The organism is Mucilaginibacter pankratovii, from assembly GCF_014773265.1.
Lineage (GTDB): Bacteria > Bacteroidota > Bacteroidia > Sphingobacteriales > Sphingobacteriaceae > Mucilaginibacter > Mucilaginibacter pankratovii.
In genome coordinates, this window is record NZ_JACWMY010000002.1 from 167122 (window position 1) to 183593 (window position 16472).

At 44.1% G+C, this 16472-nt stretch carries 13 protein-coding genes and 1 tRNA gene; 7 read left to right on the forward strand and 7 right to left on the reverse strand.

The annotated features are described in order from the left end of the window. The first annotated feature begins 185 nt into the window (after positions 1–185). Together IDJ77_RS03690 and IDJ77_RS03695 are read left to right on the forward strand one after the other, a co-directional pair. Positions 186–259: transfer RNA gene (locus IDJ77_RS03690), tRNA-Ile, on the forward strand. 807 nt (positions 260–1066) lie between these two features. After that, positions 1067–1204 (forward strand): hypothetical protein, encoded by a 138-nt coding sequence (locus IDJ77_RS03695; RefSeq protein WP_191187580.1) that lies wholly within the window; start codon positions 1067–1069, stop codon positions 1202–1204. 300 nt (positions 1205–1504) lie between these two features. On the opposite strand, the gene IDJ77_RS03700 is transcribed toward IDJ77_RS03695, so the two are convergent. The 4 genes from IDJ77_RS03700 to IDJ77_RS03715 are packed head-to-tail and all read right to left on the reverse strand — an operon-like array spanning position 1505 to position 10334. Beyond that, a complete protein-coding gene (locus IDJ77_RS03700; protein ID WP_191187581.1) occupies positions 1505–1753 on the reverse strand; it encodes a hypothetical protein in 249 nt (82 codons plus the stop codon). Next, the gene (locus IDJ77_RS03705; protein WP_191187582.1) at positions 1750–5400 is read right to left on the reverse strand and encodes a DUF6443 domain-containing protein; all 3651 of its coding nucleotides are present in this window, start codon (positions 5398–5400) and stop codon (positions 1750–1752) included. Before IDJ77_RS03705 ends, IDJ77_RS03700 begins: the two co-directional genes overlap by 4 nt. 24 nt (positions 5401–5424) lie before the next feature. Further along, positions 5425–9240, reverse strand: coding sequence for a SpvB/TcaC N-terminal domain-containing protein (locus IDJ77_RS03710; protein WP_191187583.1), 3816 nt, complete (start codon positions 9238–9240; stop codon positions 5425–5427). Positions 9241–9266: 26 nt separating this feature from the next. Continuing rightward, positions 9267–10334 (reverse strand): hypothetical protein, encoded by a 1068-nt coding sequence (locus IDJ77_RS03715; RefSeq protein WP_191187584.1) that lies wholly within the window; start codon positions 10332–10334, stop codon positions 9267–9269. 430 nt (positions 10335–10764) lie between these two features. Here IDJ77_RS03715 and IDJ77_RS03720 point away from each other — a divergent pair, with 430 nt between their 5' ends. Further along, positions 10765–11205 (forward strand): hypothetical protein, encoded by a 441-nt coding sequence (locus tag IDJ77_RS03720; protein ID WP_191187585.1) that lies wholly within the window; start codon positions 10765–10767, stop codon positions 11203–11205. Positions 11206–11293: 88 nt separating this feature from the next. Here the strand turns inward: IDJ77_RS03720 and IDJ77_RS03725 are convergent, their stop codons facing one another. From IDJ77_RS03725 to IDJ77_RS03735, 3 genes are all read right to left on the reverse strand, one after another. Continuing rightward, entirely contained in the window at positions 11294–11641 is a 348-nt protein-coding gene (locus IDJ77_RS03725) for a hypothetical protein (protein ID WP_191187586.1), read from the reverse strand. Between the two features lie 457 nt (positions 11642–12098). Continuing rightward, positions 12099–12686 carry a hypothetical protein gene (locus IDJ77_RS03730; RefSeq protein WP_191187587.1) on the reverse strand — a complete coding sequence of 196 codons (588 nt, stop codon included), beginning with the start codon at positions 12684–12686 and terminating at the stop codon, positions 12099–12101. Continuing rightward, positions 12683–13726, reverse strand: coding sequence for a site-specific integrase (locus tag IDJ77_RS03735; RefSeq protein WP_191187588.1), 1044 nt, complete (start codon positions 13724–13726; stop codon positions 12683–12685). Before IDJ77_RS03735 ends, IDJ77_RS03730 begins: the two co-directional genes overlap by 4 nt. 434 nt (positions 13727–14160) lie before the next feature. Between IDJ77_RS03735 and IDJ77_RS03740 the strand changes: the two genes are divergently transcribed. From IDJ77_RS03740 to IDJ77_RS03755, 4 genes are read left to right on the forward strand one after another with little or no spacing between them, the layout of a single operon-like run. Continuing rightward, a complete protein-coding gene (locus tag IDJ77_RS03740; protein WP_191187589.1) occupies positions 14161–15411 on the forward strand; it encodes a site-specific integrase in 1251 nt (416 codons plus the stop codon). Between the two features lie 14 nt (positions 15412–15425). Further along, on the forward strand, positions 15426–15815 hold the full coding sequence (locus tag IDJ77_RS03745) for an ORF6N domain-containing protein (RefSeq protein ID WP_191187590.1): 390 nt from the start codon (positions 15426–15428) through the stop codon (positions 15813–15815). Continuing rightward, positions 15796–16236, forward strand: coding sequence for a DUF6934 family protein (locus IDJ77_RS03750; RefSeq protein WP_191187591.1), 441 nt, complete (start codon positions 15796–15798; stop codon positions 16234–16236). Before IDJ77_RS03745 ends, IDJ77_RS03750 begins: the two co-directional genes overlap by 20 nt. Positions 16237–16267: 31 nt before the next feature. After that, positions 16268–16432 carry a hypothetical protein gene (locus tag IDJ77_RS03755; protein WP_191187592.1) on the forward strand — a complete coding sequence of 55 codons (165 nt, stop codon included), beginning with the start codon at positions 16268–16270 and terminating at the stop codon, positions 16430–16432. Positions 16433–16472 lie beyond the last annotated feature (40 nt).

A 16472-nucleotide genomic window follows, 5' to 3' on the forward strand; every position in this document is an offset into this window, starting at 1 on the left:
TAGGAACTCCGAAGGGATAGTTTGCTTAGTACAGGTGTAGCTTTGCAGGCTTTGTATACCTCTTCCTCATTTCGATATTAAAAAACCCACCTATGAAACAGGCGGTTACAGCCCAGCCGGAAAAAATGAAATGATTTTTGTAATTCCGGCCGCATTTTTACATATTTGCAGCCTCGAAAATAACCGCGCCTATAGCTCAGTCGGTTAGAGTAGAAGACTCATAATCTTTTGGTCCCTGGTTCGAGCCCAGGTGGGCGCACAAAACACCTCTTAGTTAATTCTAAGGGGTGTTGTTGTTTTGTAGCTAAATCTGCCTCTACAAGCTTAAAATGCAGGTTTTACAATCTATTAATTAATACTTTTACTGCTTTTTAGTTTAGTCTAATATACGAACTTTGCACACCAAAGTAGCACATTAGACTGATTTTGGCGCACGTTTGGCGCATGATTTCGGAGTTTTCCATACTGGTTTTTGATTTTAGTGATTAAATGAATTATGATGCCCATGACGATTATAGCAATCAAGAGCAAGGAGGAACGGAATAAATGGGTTGTGTGGCTGCTATGAGCGTTTATGCCGTAGTTCCTTGCCTCGCTACAGCAGCTATAATCGTAACTTTGCTTAATAATTCATTCCTCACTATCTATATCTAATTCAAAAATTCTTACTTTTTTACTTTTATAAGGGTAGTTAAAATCCTGAATTAGATCGATTCGATTGGATTTGTTAATTGCTACACTTCCCTATTTTATTATAAGGTAAACTGCTCAATGACTCTTTAAATGCCCTTTCTGTCAATTCAGAAAAAGTGAAATTTTATACTTTATAGAGGGTGTTAAAATTCTGAATTACAAATGCAGTTTAGGAATTAGTAATTACACTCTTCCCTAATTTATTAAAAGGTACAGAAGCACTTTACCAGTATCGTCATTCAGTGAGTGACATGTCCAGGTACCTTTTAATCAATTAAGCAGGATATACTTATCTATCTGCAAGAATCAACTTGTAACACAACACTCTATAACCCGTTAAGGTACAGGCGAATATATTGCAGTTGCGGTCTTTGTGGCTATCCTCGAAGCCAGTCAACTTACGTATGTAGAAGCGACTATGAGCCAGCGAAAGGAAGACTTTATTGCAGCCTGTGAGAATACGCTGCACTTTATCGGTGGCAGGAACGCCGCCATTGTACGGATAACCTGAAGGCCACAGGTTCAAATCCTACCCCGCAACCAATAAATCATACACTTAACTACATTAATATTTCTTCGTTTTTTTGGGTACAACCCGAATCCACCCTCTATTGTTGTTCGTAAACAGCCTTATAATATCATTTGAAGCATGGGTTTTAAGGGATAAAAGTATTCGCGAAAAAACTTTGTTGGCTGGTTAGGCACATTTAAACAGCCCACTTATCTATGTTGCATTCTCGCGTCAGGTTGGATCATCCCGCTTAATACAGATTGAAAGTTTATACTTACAATAAAGTCGAATCTTAATAACTTAGTCGCTTTTCCCTGAAGTTAATTCTTTCCAAGAAAATTTGGCAACCCAAATATTCTCACTGACAGAATGTTGCACTACGCCTTTTACTTTAAAGTCTTCTCTATCATCTAAAAGTACTTCTAATCCGTCCTTAAGTATAATACCTTTTTCTTTTATATCACGCAAAGCACCATTGGTAATTAACCGCACCCTTCCTTCTGCGTCAGTGTTATTGAAATCTACATATATGGTTTCTAAAATTTTCATGGTTTTTTTCTAGGGTTTGGATTCTTTATCGGTGGTGTTAAAAGTTCGGTCGCCGCATTTGGAGATAAGTTGGTAACTGTTGCATGATTGGGGCTTCGTGCTGATGGTGTTTTTATTACATCTCCGCCTGCTTGCCGAACGTCGCCTACAGTTGTCACTCCTATTTGCGGGTGCGGAACGCCATTTCCTAGTTCTTCCAGAGTGCATGTGCCGCACTCAACAGAAAAGCCTATAACACCTGAAGGGTGTTCGCCTATCGACGCTGCAATCCTTTCTGGGGTAGCAATTCCTCCTCTCACAACGAGAGCCTCATCAGCAAACCTTACAACTTCTGCCACTTTACCGGCTTTTGCGCCCTTTATTACATCAGCGGCCTCGCCTCCGAATAACTGCAAAAATTCACTTGAAGCAGCACCTAAAACTGCAGCTTTTTGTATATCATTTCCTGTTTGAAATCTCTTATAGCCTGCAGCGATCTGTCTTTCAATATTCGCCTGTATTATTGTCTTACCATGACCGGGCTTATCCCTTTTCAAGCCGTTAAAGACAGATTTGACTGTTGTAAACGGGTTATCTGCTGCATACTTAATAGCGTGTATGGCACTACTAAAATTTTGCCCAAATGCGCTAAAATATGACCCCGTCACTGCCCTGAAGTGCCCCCAATCTGGCCACATGCCGTCTGGATCAACAAATCTGATAGGATTGTTAAACCCATAAACGTAGGGCGACCATCTTCTACCTTTTTCAGCTAATGGGTCAAAACTTGTCCACCTCGCAATTACAGGATCATAAAACCGCGCGCCATAATCGTACTGGTTCAGTTCTTCCTGTAACTCCTTATTATTGTAAAGATACTTACTTCTGGCATTTGCCAAGCGGTTTACGTTTAATCCAAACGGGTAATAATCCTCTTCGCCAACCTTGCCGCTCACCTGGTCGAACGTTACCCGGTTATTGCCCAGGTGGTCGGTAAGTGTGTATTCGTAGTTAGGCGAAGTTGTTGGGTTCAGCACCCGGCCCTCTTCCGTTTGAACAAAATCTATTGTAGTGCCTGTATACTGAATCCCTGAAATATATTCTGTTGTTACCGTACCGCTTACTTTCTTTAGCTTTTGACCCGTTGCGTCGTAGGCGTAATTGAGGTTTTTGGATGGGACGCTTTCCGGCAGGTTAAACAGGTTGTAATTAATGGTATTATTTAATCCATCGCTTCTTGCATTTCCATTGGCATCGTACAGTGGGTAGCTGCGAAAAGCTGCCACCGAATTGCTCACCGCTTGCAACTGGTTACCTGTATAGGTATACAAAAGCGAAGCGTTATTGGGCGCGGTAAGCCTGTTTAAAGCGGTGATGTTGCCATTAAGGTCATACGTAATATCCTTTTCAGTATAGCCGCTGCTGCCTGTGCCCGCTATTAACCGGTCCAGTTTATCATAGTTGTACACGGCAGTTTGCAAGCCTGCACTTGGCGAATTATACACCCGGTAACCCTGCCCGGATATGTTGCCATTATATTGGGCAGATCCGCCGTATTGCGGCTGGTTATACGTTAGTTGTTCGGCAAACAGCTGGGTTGCAGTTGCAGCAACCGACGGGTCGTTTATTTTACTCAACCAGCCCCGCTCGTTATAAGCATAGGTAATATCCTGTAAGAATGGCGCTGCGCCGGTTGTACTATGCAAATGCTTCTTCCAAACCTGGCCTATTTCGTTATAATCAACCTGCGCCAAAAGCACATTACTACCCCCGTTGATCCGCTCATAGGTTTGCCGTTTGCGGCCTGCATGATCGTACATATATTTATTGACAATGGTTAGGGCAGACACTTTGTCCGTTCCTAAGCCGTTTTTTTTATAGTGTTGCCGGATAGAAGAGGTGTCCTGATCATTAAAGTTATAAGTAGTAGCGATCTCATCATAATTGTAAACGTTTAGCGACCCGGTGCCGCCAAGGTAATGTTGTTTGTATGTTTTTACGTTGCGGCCCTTGCCATCATAGTAAGCAACATCCCACAGCATATCCGGCGTAGTGTTGCCAATGGTATTAAGCACTGCTGTTTTACTTGCGGTGAGCCGGCCCTTGGTTTGGGTACTTGCCCCTATAGGCGCTATAATATAAGGCGTACCCGCCAGTTTAGGGATCTGGCTGTATTCGTCGTAATAGTTCCTTATCAGTGTTTTGCTCAGCGCCGGGTAACTGCCGATGCTGTAACCACTGGTAGTGTCGCTATAATTACGGGTGTCCCATTGCGGTTTATTATAAATACTATCACGCAATGTATTTGAAGCGATGGTGGCACCGGCGTTCCACAGCCCGGTGATAATTACCCGGCCCAGCGCATCATATTTGCTTACCGTCCACTGGTAACTTAACCTCTGGTTCGCGTCCTGCGATAAAACAGTCTGATCCAGCTTGTTATATATTAAATACTCCCAATCTTTGCCTGGCAGCTTCTTTTGGATTAACCGGTTCCGCTCGTCATAACGGTACTGGTAGCAAAAATTATTCAGTGCGACCTGGTTTGACGCGCTGGTTATCCCGGCATCTCCATTTGCCCCCGGCGACAGCACAAAGGCCAGATTGCCCAGGTCGTCGTACACGTAATAGGTGCTTAGCATCTGGAGAGTGCCGGGTGAGCCGGGCACCCAGTTAAAGTTGCGCTTTAGCAATACACGGCCTTCTTTATCTTTATATTCCTCGGCGGTCCCTGCCCGGCCGCTGCCGCTTTTCCAGTTCTCGTCTTTGCTTACCGTTACATACAATTGCCCTGCCGCATAATAATTGCCGGACGCATTGCCATAAGTAAGCGTACGCGTTTGGTCGCTGTTCACCGCTGCCGAATAAAGCATTACCCGGCGCGTAGCCGAAGTATCTGTTAACATGTTATTAGTGAGATACTCAATTTTTACAGTATGACCCGCCGCGCTGCCGGGCACCGGTTGCCAGTCGTTGCCTATTGCTCCCTGCTCGGTTATACGATTCAATGGCGAAGGCTCGAAATTGGTGCGGGCATATGACGGGGTTATCGAGCCTGTTACAGGTATCGACCCTACACCCGGCGCATTCCAGATGCTGCCGGGGTTGTTATAGAACGAAGCCTGGTCGGCAATTGCGGTTGCCTTATAGCTGCCGTCGCTGTTAGCTGCCATTGCAGTATAAGGCAGAAATTTTTGCGCTTCGCGCCCGAAGGCATCGTAAGCTATAGGCTGCACAATGTCCCTTGCTAACGGCGATCCCTTTACCTGCACCGTTTGGATAGGGCGGCCCAGCCCGTCGAAGTACTGGATGGTTTGGATCAGGTCGCAGTTGGTATAGCTGCCCAAAGCAGGGTCGACACCCGGCTTTCTCGGCACAAAGGTAATGATGTAGTTCTGAGCGGCGCTTGGTGCAGCCGCCAGGGGTGTGCATGAAATATTCGATATGTAATACAAATACGTATTGGTGGCGCTTCCCGTTGCCTCGTACCCCGGTAGTAGTGTAATGCTGCTTTCGTTATAAAATTCACCTGGTGCAACCGGCGGCGTACTTATTTGTGCCGGACTGGCAATGTATTGCGCTTTGAGGCCTAAGCTGAGCATTAATGCCAGAATAAGGGCCATGGCCCCCTTACAGGTGGTTGTTTTTAATAGGTTATGGTTCACCATGTCTTTTTTAGTTTAGGTTATCCTTTACTGGCCCTGGTAATGATAAATATTCCTCGTTACGATGTTCCCATCCTGATCTCTGATATTTAGCAGTCGCTGAAAATTGTCATACTCGTAATAAGTGGTCTTGCTGTTTACATCGGTAACGCTCGTTATCCCCACGAGCGGGTCGTAGGTATAAGTACTCATCTGTGCACCCGCAGGGTACAGGCGCACTTCGTCGATATTGCCTGTGCCCGATAAGGTAACTGCGGTTTGTCCGGTTATTTTATGCTCGTAATACGTCCAGCCGCGCCGGGTATCGCCGGTAACGGGGTAGCCGCTTACCGTGCCTGTTATGCTGAGCGGGCCGCCGTTCTGTTTCCAGTAGGAAATAATGTAGGTGCCTGAAGAGTTTAATCCGCTTTTGCTTAAACTGCCGTTAGTTAGGTTATAACATTTAGCACCCGAAAGGGCCGTGGTAACGCTGTCGCGAACGGGCGAATTTATCACCCAGTTGCCGGATGCGCCGTTTTCAAAACTGGTATAGGCAATATCCGCAGCCGCGGCGTTCACCACCGCGGCTATGGGGTAGTTAGCAATATAACCCCATATATAGGCGTTAACTGGCCCCCCGGTCTTTTTTTGCTCCAGTAAGTTGCCGTAACTATCATAACCGGTTATGGTTGCCCTGCTTTGCAGGCTGTTGGCCCCATCCTGCGTCTGGACTTCTTGCGGCAGCACATTATTACTAAATAGCTGGTAATTGGTAATTGTCTTGTTCACCAAAACGCCGTTCTTGTAACTTTCCGTTTCTAACGGGTTAGTGAGGATATTACGTGCAAGCATGGTATCAATGGCTGCCGAAGCCGCCGTAGTTAAGGGTATCGAGGCGTTAATGTCCGTTTTTTCCAACGCCGTACGGCTGATGGTCTTCATGTTTTCGCCCTTGCTGTTCAGCGCCTCTATGCGCGTTGGCTGTAGGTTTGATGCGTTATCGTAAAAATAATTGGTAGTAGTTATTACGGAATCGGCACCGTTGTTGAAATAGCTGATAGCTGAACTATTTACTTTTTGGGTTTGCTGGGTTAAAAGCGTGTAAAAGGTTTTAGTCACAAAATCAGTTAGCCTTCCAAAGGCATAACAACCGGTTAAAACGTTGTAAGCCATTGCCGCCTTAAAAACCTTTATGCTTTTATTGTTTACAAACTGGTAGCTGCTTACGTTTCTGCTTGACGGAATATTGGTGCCGGTGTAGGTGGTTTCGTTTAATAACAACCCTTTTTGCCAGTCGAGCGGAACGACCGGTGGGTAGGGGAACACCAGGGCTACACCAACGCCCAAATCCTGCGCCTGCGAAAATATCGAAACGGTGTACCCGTTTTCTCCGTTCTGCCCGTCGTAACTAGTCACTTTTCCGTACCCGACAGTGCCGCCCTGTATACTTCCCAAAGAATATTTCGTGGACATACTCCGTGCATCGTAAATTACCGACGAAATGATTGATCCCGGTAATCCTGTAATGCTGATACTTGGGGCCAGATCCGTTAAATGCGAAGTTTCATCATCGCCATCTTTTAACAAGCCGATCACGTCTTTTTCACCCGGTTCGTTGTAGCCGCTATTTTCCATTGCGTAATAAACAGTGTCGCGCAGTGGCCCCCTGATATATGTTGAACACGTTCGATAAGAGGTTTTACTCAACACGGTACCATCAGGATTAAAGTAAAGTACTAATACGGTAACTTCATTACAGCCACCGCTGTTGCTGATACTGTTGCCGCTGCTGTTACCGTGCCCGTCCCCATTCCAGTTTCCGGATGCCGGTTCACAATCTCCTGTACAATCGAACTTGATGTCCTTTACCGAGGTGATGTAGCCATTTACCGGATCAAAGGGCACCACATTCGGATTCTCGTACTTAAAGGTTCGCACTTTGAGCGGCGACGTGCCGGAGGAATCGACAATGCTTTTCACCCGCAGCCCCCCAACGGGCTGATTGTAGGCCCTTACGCCGGTTGAGCCCTGATAATCTACTTTACCCTGGATAGAAACGAAGTCTGACGAGGTAACGAAATCGGAAGATTGAGAAATGCTGGTGGCTTTTAGGGTGTAGCTGCCCGGCTGCAGATGAGCGGTGACTGATGTGTTGTAATTACCACCGGATAATTTATTGTTTGTTATTTGGATGATCCCCACCATAGCATTAGATGAATTTAATATCGCCAGTGATCCTAAATTGATAGTAGGCCCATAATCGTTAGAAATGCTGTTGCTGAAACTTGATGTCAGGCTTAACGTAACATACTGGCCTTGAGTTAATGTAAAAGGAGTACTTTTTACGTTAGTGAACGGGTTCTGGTTCACGGTTAGGTATAAATTAGAATTCACGGTTTGGCTTACCTGGTAATCCTTTGTTGTAGGTATGCTGTTCGGTTCGAAATTAAATCTCGAAGACCCGCCGGTTGGATAGGTGATCTTTGTCAGCATCTCCGCAGCCATAAATGTAGAATCGCCATCCCGTTCTCCCCATGAATACAAACTTGGATTATCGAATCCCGGCACCTTGGGTAACATGGTAGTATTGCTTACTCCGCCGTTATAGTAGCCCCAGTGATCCTGTGCGTACGACTGCCGGCTTGGCAGCGTTAATGGATTGTAAGAAAAGTTCCAGACTTTGGGTGATGAATTGTCAGTGGGCACCTCCTGAATGGAGGCCAGTTTAAGCCGGTAGCCTGATTGTATAGAGTTTGGATTAGTGTAGTGGTTTCCAGCGGTTGCTACAGTGTAATTGTAAAAGAATTTAAATTTATGGATATATTTATTGGCGGATTTAGAAAATACATTTAATTCTTTAACCACTTTTCCTCCCTTAAGATCAATCCTGCCGGTAGTATCATTAACAAAAGTGACCTTGTCCAGGTCCGATTCTACGCTTGATAGGTTAAGCTGAACTACCTGCTGTGTTTCCCACTTGGACGACGGGCTTTTGCTGGTCGACGTCCCCTGTGAGCAGGTGCTGCTTATCGGCATACTTTTAAAAAGGTAATCAACCTGGTAGAAGAAAGCATCTTGTTTGATCACCGAAGTTTCGTAGTTGAATTTGATAACTTCGCCGGTGGGCGTTGTTATTTTTTTCAGGTACCAGGCACCGATAAAATTAGGCAGTTCGGAAGCAGATGCCATGGCTCGGGTTGTCGTTGTCAGTTCAACAGCAGAAGCTCCGCCGAATAACAATCTGGTGCCATCGTCCATGGTCACTCTCCAGGTGCTGTCGGGTTTATTGACTTTAATGATGATCTTACTGTAGGGCTGTGTCAGGATCGTCCCGTCCCCCGAAAAATAAAATTTGAACGATCTTCCAAGCGCATTGAACATATACAAATCGGGCTCGGTATCCGTCTGGCCCTGGGCGGCCTGTACGGTGATCAAAGAATCTGAGGCGGCATTTGTCGTTGCTGACGACATATCACCCGGATTGCTATATTGATTTCGGACATCCAGGTACCCTATGCCGCCTGTCTCATCCGGCAACCCCCTTACCGACCTTGTAATAACTCCGCCTCCGTTAAGCGACCATCCTAACCCAACCGAAGAGGCAACTTCACCAACCTTTATACCCGAAGCATGATAGCTCAATGATACCGGAATCTTTATTGATCTGCCCTTTAATTCATAAAGCGGGATATTGATATCCGGGACTCCTGTGTACAAGCTGACGGGCCAGTCGGCGTATTTTCCTAAACCCGACGCGTTTGGCGAAGGAGGAATTACATTTTGCAGGTCGCTTGGCTTTTGCGTCATCTGGCCAAATGATTTTAAGGAAATTGCTGCAAGTATGAAAAATAATAAATATTTCATAACATTTTTGAGTTTGTCTGTCAGGTTCAATTAGCTTCCAATCCGCGTTTATTTTTCGGTTTACTTAGCCGCATTACAGCGTGTTGCAGCTGCTTGATCTTGAATTGATTTTTCTGATCATTTATTTTATCCTGCTTATCTTTCTGAATCAAATAAAGCGTCAATTCCTCTACTTTCTTCATTAAAAGTTTGTTCATCTCACTAACATCCAAACCGTTCTTCACCATTTCTTTTTCTGATGGTATTTCCGGCAAGTGATGGTTTTTGTCGATGAAGGCTTTGACTTCTGACAGGCTTGGCAACTTGTAGCCCTTGTCGAACACATAGTCGTTCCATCCGATTAAGTCTATAACCACCTTTTGTGAATGAATGGTACCGTTGACATCGAGCTTGTTTTGCGCATTTGTAATGCCTATTCCAACATTACCGGATGCGTTGATTCTCATCCTTTCGGCAATCCCGCCGCCGCCGGAGCCTAAGGAGAATATCATGTCGCCACGGTCTCCATAGTAGCCGGTGGGCTGCACTATTTTGATGCTGCCCAGCGTGTATGCTCCGCCTCCTGTAGCCTGGTTTTGAAAAGAGAGGTTCTCTCCGACATACTCGACTTCCGCGCCCGTGTTCGGGTTGGCGTTGCCAGTGCCTCCGAGCGTAAGGGCAGAAACGGGCATGTTCGTTCCAATGCCGACCCTGCCGTTCTGATCGATATAAAGAGCCTCGTTCAGAGTGGTTGTGCCGTTGGCTACCACGCTGAAGCCGAGCGCGGTTCCCCGCGAGCCGGTGGACCAGTTCTGGGTGGCAATTGCGCGGATCCGCGCCGTCTGAAGTTCCGATAAAGTGGTCGAGTTAAATGACCCGAAGAAGTTCTGCCCGAGGGCCATTCCCAGCGAGGCGTTTCCTCCCGCAATTGACCGAAGGAAGGCTACGGATGTCGCGCCGGATCCGGCAACGGTCAGGGGTTGCGAAGGAGTGGTCGTATTGCCGATACCGATGCCTATGTTGGCCGCCGTAGAGGGCCAGGGATACGTGTTTTGGGCATTCGCGGCTGCAGACGCAAAGGCAATCATTGCAAAAGTGAATACTAGTCTTTTCATAATATGAGATTGTGTTTTGGAAATCAGAAGTACGATTGATTCAGAAAATTGGACACCGTATTAAATCCGCCGTTTTCACGCAACGTGAGAATACAGAACGAACGAGTCGCTTCGTCGGGTTGTGATTTGGCGGAATCATTGTGATGCCCGTGCTGGGAATTTGCTCCGCGCTAAGTGTTTTGTGGGTATGACTGCATGTTATTGTGATTTGGGCTATTTAGGATTTATTCTAAAAATATACATTATAAACGGATTGCCAAATTTATTTGCAAATAAGTTTTGGCAAATCAATCGTCTTATGTCTGGAGCTTTTTAACACTTACGCCTAATCCGTCGCTCATGTTGCTGCAAGACGATGCTATACGCTTTCACTTGCTATTCTACACAAGCGTGTTACACAAACGCGGCCATGGTGATAGAATAGTGAGCAGTGGGATTACTGTCTCGACACAAGAAGGAAAAGGAGGAAGCAGACCTGTTCTACAAGGGAATAGGGCAGCTTTCCTGCCCGTACTTCGCGAAGCCGGTCGTCTTCAACTCGGACGGGTTTCATCACCTCCAATTTTCCGACAGCGGGGAGCGGGAAAAGCCAAGCCAGCTGCTGAAGTTTGACCTTCTTCGCCTCGTTCCGGGCGTTGTCACGAAATCCGGGACGGAGCAGGAATACCGGAGGCAGTGGTGCAAAGTCGGGAGAAAGAAGGCAAACGGCTCCCAGGACATGAGGGAGATGGCGTTTTGGGGATTTGTTGCAATCGTCAGGAACAAGGGCGGGTACGTTAAAATCAAGATAATCCTGAGGAGAATCGGCGACGGCAACATCGCGTTTTGGAGCGTCATGCAGTTAGCTTTGTTAACATTGTGCTGGCCATAGGCTTAATAGTGCAAAACCGGTTGCGGGTCGTTCCTCGATATTATTGACGCCTTACTTGGAAAAAAGTCGCTTGTTTTAGAAGTACTCCTTAATGACAAATTCCTTTTATTAATACTTTCACTTTAACAATGTCATAATGATGTGCTTCCCCATGACGTACAACGGTAGTTGTTAACTTTACACTTTTATAACGCATATCTCCATTTAAGCTAAATAGGGCGCTGTTATCATTTCCAAATTCTGTAATTTCCAAAGTACCGATCACCGTGCCGTCTTCTTTATCAGCATGTAAACTAAGATTAAAATAATGGGTCTGTGAAGGTGCGCCAATTGCATCAAAATTAGCCCATTGTCCATTTAATAACTGGCGATATCGTTTTTGCTTATTCTTGTACCAGTTCACCACAAAATAGATTGCTGCTAGTATAGCAGACAAAATAGTAAGTTCAGACCAACATATAATAGCGGCACTAAAGTGCGGTAGACTTACGAGTTTTCAACAAATGTAAATCATTGTGACACTGTGCATTCGGACATGATCGAATCATGATGCCGTTATGCCTATGTTAGTAAAATGAATTCTTGTAAAATTGTCGTCTGGTGTATCTTTACATAACAAAAGCAAAGAAGTTTTACTTCCTTGCTTTGTACTTCAATCGCGCCGATAGAGATGAAACAGTATCGAGAACTAACTCGGTATTCGACGGTAAAATTCCGTCCGGATGAGCGTAAGAACCCTAAGGTGCCAGCCTTGGGGTTTCTTGTTTAACAAATCTACATTCTATTCCTACTAAATCCAATGGTTTGATTTAATTATTGTCGACCCACCTTGCGGGACTGGTGGTCGTTGCCTTTACGCTATGACTAAGATGGCGCGCTGTCAATAAAATCAATTATTGTTCCTGCGGATGAAACTGCATCAGTTTCCCATCTTCAGCAATTCGAAAGGTATAGTAGTTACCGTTATAATATGCTCCTTGGTTATCATACTTATTGTACGGTTTTCCAGCACTTAGCGAAGCTTGTATATCGTCTTTATGCATGTCCAAAACAATTTTTATTATTCGTCTTATGTCTCCATAGTTATATTGGAAACTTGTTCCTTGCCCCTTTCCGGACGCTTTTATAAAAAACTCTTTGTAATGACGAAGATATATGTGCACAAATCTCTCAAAATCCCAATACACAGGATATTTCCAAAGCGAACCGATTGCAGCTGGCTCAAATCCCATAACTGTTTTTAATAATTGGTTGTACGCATCCGGTACATCAATTTCAAACTGTTCTAAATGTTTAGCCGCTATTCCCAAGTGCTTAAGTACGTAATCCGTTCTTGTTTTGCGACGACTCTTCAATGCGCGCAAAAACAACTCTCTCACCGTCATATCTCTTTCATTTCGACGGTGGTAATGTCCATGAATGGTGATTGCTGCATCAACATAAAAGTCGCCTGATTGGCTGTCTAATATGTATTTAGTCAAATCATCTGTTGTAAAAGGTAAACATCTTTAGTTCTTTTGAATACGTCAATCGCGGCAGTGTGGCGAAAGGAGTAAATTGTTTGATTTACGTGAACCAATCCCTTGTCAAACATCTTGTTCCAGGCCCTTTTCCACTGCGTATTGAAATAAGCATCGTTAAAAGGCTTAACAGCATGACTAAAGATATTTTGATTCTTGTCAAGTAGTGCTAATATTGGGTTTAATTCAAGCTGAACGTAATCGGGAATATAGACGACTCTAACTTTAAGACTTTTATTCTCATCGCCTGAGAGGTGAATTTTAGAATTGTTATTTCTAAAATGTTGCCTGCTTAACAATCTAACTTCTTCATGTGGGCGGAGCCAACAACTATAAGTAATCAAGCAGCAGAGATACATATTGTAATTATTCTCCTTTAAGTAGGTTAAAATTGGTTTTAGCTGTTCCTTATCATACGCTTTATGTAAGCGAGCCTTTACCCTCCTACTCTCCGTTTTCTTTACCGATGTCAATGTTTGATCTATCATCCTACCGGCAGCGGAAAACAGTACCCCTAAATCTCTCCGTTTGTTCATATAGTACGTTCCTGAAGATTTATATTTGGTTAGAAACTTTTCAATTCTTACGGTGGAAATGCTAGCTATATCAGTTTGAAGTTCACTATCAGTTAAAAAGGATATAAAGTCGTTAAAAATCAGTCTAAGATTTCGTTTGTACGTTTTACTCAAATCGGATTCAAGTTTCTTATTGAGTGCTTCTCGTAATAGCGCTTCTGTAGGGTTAATAACATCGATTGGCTTCTCCAAAGGAATTAACTTAGAAGCTGGGTATGCTTCAGTTTCTAATGCCTTGTGCAATTCGTATCGTAGCCTATCTAAAAGCTTGTTTCTTTCTGTTATCGTTTCGGCCCTGTTCGGATTTAAAGTAAGGTTTAGGCAATTACCGTTGTACTCTCTTACTCTCTTTTTATTTAGATAAAAAGTTACATAGCTGCGGGTTTCTAAATCGTTTGATGATACAATTTTAGGTTCTGTAAACATTGGCGCATAGTTGGCGCACTTTATTCTTTTTCGAGGAAAAACAGCCTTTAAACACAGCTTCAGTTATGGTGTGTAACACTCATAATCTTTTGGTCCCTGGTTCGAGCCCAGGTGGGCGCACAAAATGAAGTTTAACCGCTTCTTAAAACCCTCTAAATTGCTGATTTAGAGGGTTTTTTGTTTTATTCCAATCCTTTTCAGTCCTTACGAATGCACACTTTGGAACACCAATCCGGCACCCTGAAATTAGTTTTTAATTTTAGGCGCATTTATGGGTTAACAGACTGTTAAACAGTTAATTAAGTCTTGAAATATAGATCAAAAAAGACTTAAAAAGACTGCAATTCAAATCTTTCCTGCGCCCTTTTTGCGCCCTGAAAAATGACGATTTCAGGCGGTAATTAATCATTTATTCATTTAAAAACTGTTAAAAGATGAAGACATCGCAGTCATTTGGTGTGCATTTCACCATCAAAAAAGAAAAGGCAAAGGATGGCGTGACCAACGTTTACGTGTCCGTAACGATCAACAAAGAGCGTATCCATTTTGCGCTGAAACACTACGTCAAAGTAGACAACTGGGACAAAGGACGCGGCGGCCTGAAGATCAAGGTTCCCGAAGCCAAAGAGACCAATGCATACCTGGAGCAGGTGAAATTCACGATCACTACTTATTACCAGCAACTGCAGATCGCCGGCAAAGAAGTAACGCCGCAATTGCTTAAATCCATGTTCCTGGGAGAAGAAATTGAGGAAACCTATTCCCTCAGCAAACTGATGGATTACCATTATGAGACGGCCTCTGCGGCCCTGACCTGGAGTACGCTTAAACATTACGCCGTTACGCGCCGCTACCTGGAGAAATTTCTGAAAGAAAAGCGGAACACGACGGATATCCGGATCAATGATATCGACTATAAGTTCATCATTGATTTTGAGACCTATTTGCGGAACCATAAGCCTAAAGACTATCAAAGGCCGATGAATAACAACGGCGTGATGAAACACCTGATCCGTCTCCGTAAAATGACGACCCTGGCGCTGAAGCTGACCTGGATATCCCGCGATCCTTTCAAGAATTACAAGTTCCGGTACAAAAAGGTCGAGACCGCCTTTCTCAATCAAAAAGAGCTTAATTCCATCCAGGGAAAAGATTTTGCAGTCGACCGGCTGAATATAGTACGGGATCTTTTTGTATTCAGCTGCTATACCGGTCTCTCTTATGTAGACCTGATGAATCTGAAAGAGTCCAATATCACGGCCGGCGAAGACGGTGCGCAGTGGATCAAGCTATTCCGCCAGAAAAGCAACGAGCCGACCAACATTCCGATACTTCCTTTCGCACAGCAAATATTGGAGCGTTACCGTATTTCCGACCGGGCTGAGATCACCGGCACGCTGTTCCCTAATCTGTCCAATCAAAAAGTGAACAGTTACCTGAAAGAGATCGGCTTTATGAACGGGATCAAAAAGGTGCTCACTTTCGGGGTTGCGCGTCACACGTTCGCCACCACGGTCACCCTATCCAATAATGTTCCCATTGAAACAGTAAGCAAGATGATGGGCCATACCAAGATCGCTACCACCCAGATCTATGCCAGAGTACTGCTTAAAAAGATCAGCGACGATATGGGGCAGCTCAAAAAGATCATCGAGAACAATCAGGTAAATATTGAACAGAAATAATCAAAATGAAGACCATGGCAACTCCAGATAAATTGATAGAATTATTAACCGGCAAAGTTTTCAAAGTACGTAACCAAACGGTAGTGTTTGATTTCGATGCTGCCGCATTATATGAGGTGAACATTGCAGTTCTCCACAAAACAGTAACCAGACAATCGAAGCGTTTCCCGCCTGATTTCATGTTCTGGCTGACGCCCGATGAGTGGCAGGAGGTCGCTGAGCAAATTTCGCCAGGCCTGTCCGCCACAAAGCGGCTGCCGCCCTTAGCATTTACCAATAGCGGACTATTCATGCTATCCGGCGTTCTGAAAGGAACAAGGGTTGCACAAGTAAGCGTGCTGATCATTGAATCATTATTTTCTTACAAAAAAATCATTGATAACGATGAATTTACCACATTATAATTCTACGACCACTGATTTTAAAGAATATGAATTCTTTAGCGACGGGCCAAAGGGAAGAATAAAAAAATTAGTGACATTCACCAGGATGCAGGTTTATCCCGTAATGTACAATTTAGCTTTTGGTGATGCAGACCCCGAAACTGGTTTGATGAATGATCTTATAACAAGCAATAATGAGGATCGCGATGTTGTTTTAGCAACAGTGGCGAATACGATCATTAAATTTTGTGACCATTATGGCGATCACTTCATATTTGCCAAAGGTAGTACCCCTACGCGAACGAGGCTGTATCAAATGGGAATTAATAGATTGATAAGTGAAATCGGTAAAAGTTTTGACGTTTATGGCATGATCGGTGATGAAATTTATCAATTTCAAACGAATGTGAATTACGATGCATTTTTGGTAAAAAGAAAGTAAAACAGTAAATTTGATAATCAACGATAAGGATATGTCAGCGACAAATAAAGAAAATAACAACATTCGATATGACGGTCATGTCACTGTGGTAAAAGATTTAAAGAGCCATGCTAACGACCCGTTTGTGCTTAAAAAACTGGAGGAGGCAAACGCCATTATGAGCAAAGTCAAATTTCCGGAAAACTTAAAAAAGTAAGCAAATTAATATAAATAAACGGGCTGAATTTACAGCCCGT

Coding starts and splice junctions, on each gene's coding strand:
- IDJ77_RS03735 (WP_191187588.1), bottom strand. CDS start 13,726: ATGTTTACAGAACCTAAAATTGTATCATCAAACGATTTAGAAACCCGC.
- IDJ77_RS03710 (WP_191187583.1), bottom strand. CDS start 9,240: ATGAAATATTTATTATTTTTCATACTTGCAGCAATTTCCTTAAAATCA.
- IDJ77_RS03755 (WP_191187592.1), top strand. CDS start 16,268: ATGTCAGCGACAAATAAAGAAAATAACAACATTCGATATGACGGTCAT.
- IDJ77_RS03705 (WP_191187582.1), bottom strand. CDS start 5,400: ATGGTGAACCATAACCTATTAAAAACAACCACCTGTAAGGGGGCCATG.
- IDJ77_RS03750 (WP_191187591.1), top strand. CDS start 15,796: ATGAATTTACCACATTATAATTCTACGACCACTGATTTTAAAGAATAT.
- IDJ77_RS03745 (WP_191187590.1), top strand. CDS start 15,426: ATGGCAACTCCAGATAAATTGATAGAATTATTAACCGGCAAAGTTTTC.
- IDJ77_RS03715 (WP_191187584.1), bottom strand. CDS start 10,334: ATGAAAAGACTAGTATTCACTTTTGCAATGATTGCCTTTGCGTCTGCA.
- IDJ77_RS03740 (WP_191187589.1), top strand. CDS start 14,161: ATGAAGACATCGCAGTCATTTGGTGTGCATTTCACCATCAAAAAAGAA.
- IDJ77_RS03700 (WP_191187581.1), bottom strand. CDS start 1,753: ATGAAAATTTTAGAAACCATATATGTAGATTTCAATAACACTGACGCA.